Source organism: Streptomyces rugosispiralis, from assembly GCF_024505145.1.
Taxonomy (GTDB): domain Bacteria; phylum Actinomycetota; class Actinomycetes; order Streptomycetales; family Streptomycetaceae; genus Streptomyces; species Streptomyces rugosispiralis.
This window is the reverse complement of sequence record NZ_JANIAA010000144.1, coordinates 1-1682: the sequence shown is the minus strand read 5'-3', so window position 1 is coordinate 1682 and position 1682 is coordinate 1. Positions and strand designations below refer to the sequence as shown.

The following is a 1682-nucleotide window of genomic DNA, read 5'->3' as shown; positions in this document are numbered from 1 at the left end:
TCTGTTCGCCGAGGTGCTGGGCGTGGAGTCGGTCACCATCGATGACGACTTCTTCCGTCTCGGTGGTCACTCCCTGCTGGCGACGAGGCTGGTCAGCAGGATCCGTAGTGTCATGGACGCGGAGCTGCCCATCCGGCAGCTCTTCGAGACGCCCACCGTCGCGGGCATCTCCACCGCTCTCGCGACGGATGGTGTGCGTCGTCGTGTCACCGTGGCCGATCCGCGACCGGAGCGGATCCCGTTGTCGTATGCCCAGCAACGGCTGTGGTTCCTCAACCAGTTCGAGGGCCCCAGCGCCACCTACAACGCTCCGGTCGCGCTGCGGCTGACCGGTCATCTGGACCGGGAGGCGCTGCGCCTGGCGCTCGGCGATGTGGTCGCCCGCCATGAGAGCCTGCGCACCGTCTTCACCGAGGACACCGACGGTTCCCGGCAGATCATCCTGCCCACCGACGAGGTTCGTACGGAGCTTCCGGTGGTGGAGACCGACGAGCGGCGGCTGGACGAGGACCTGGCCGTCGCGGCGGCCCGTCCCTTCGACCTCGCGGCCGAAACTCCCTTCCGCGCCGTTCTGTTCGCCGTCGCGGAGCAGGAGCATGTGCTGCTCGCCCTGACCCACCACATTGTCAGCGACGCGTGGTCGCGCGCCCCGCTGGCACGAGACCTGACGGCGGCGTACGCCACCCGTGCCACCACCGGCCGTGCCCCCGTCCGGGAGCCGCTGCCGGTCCAGTACGCGGACTACAGCCTCTGGCAGCGCGATGTCCTCGGTGACGAGTCCGACCCCGACAGTGAGATCTCGCGTCAGCTCGGCTACTGGACCTCCGCGCTGGCGGGCCTTCCGGATCAGCTGGAGTTGCCGTACGACCGGCCGCGCCCGTCCGTGGCCACCTACCGCGGAGACCGCATCTCGTTCCAGGTCTCCCCGCCGCTGTACGCGCGGATCAGCGAGGTGGCAGGGGAGGCGCAGGCCAGCCCCTTCATGGTGCTTCAGGCCGCCCTCGCCGCCCTCCTCACGCGGCTGGGCGGGGGTACGGACATCCCCATCGGCACGCCGATCGCCGGCCGCACCGATACCTCGCTCGACGATCTGGTCGGGGTCTTCCTGAACACGCTGGTGCTGCGTACGGACACGTCGGGGAACCCCAGCTTCGCCGAGCTCCTCGACCGGGTCCGGGAGACGAACCTCAGTGCCTACGCCCATCAGGACCTGCCCTTCGAGCGGCTGGTGGAGGTGGTCAACCCGGAGCGTTCGCTGGCCCGTCACCCGCTCTTCCAGGTGCTGCTGACCCTCAACAACACCGACTACCAGGGGGCGCTGGACTCGCTGGACGGCCTTCCGGGGCTCACCGCCGGGCGACAGCAGGTCGAGACGTCCGTGGCCAAGTTCGACCTCGCGTTCGGCTTCACCGAGAGCCACGGCGAGAACGGGCAGGTGTGTGCGCTCAACGGTGTCCTGGAGTTCAGCACCGACCTGTTCGACCGCGCGTCGGCGCATACGCTCACCGAGCGACTCCTCCGGCTCCTGACCGAGGCCGTGGCCGAGCCGACCGCCCCCGTGTCCCGGATCGACGTGCTGGACGAGGTTGAGGCGCGGTCGGTGTTGTGGGGTTGGAACGACACGGTGTGTGAGGTACCGGGTCGGTCGGTGGTGGAGTTGTTCGAGGAGCGGGTGGCGCGGA

Annotated in this window: 1 protein-coding gene; it reads left to right on the top strand. The window is 69.3% G+C overall.

Annotation, left to right across the window (positions count from 1 at the left end; genetic code table 11):
- Positions 1-22: 22 nt before the first annotated feature.
- On the top strand, positions 23-1682 hold a 1660-nt coding region (locus NP777_RS46750), incomplete at its 3' end, for a condensation domain-containing protein (protein ID WP_256656298.1).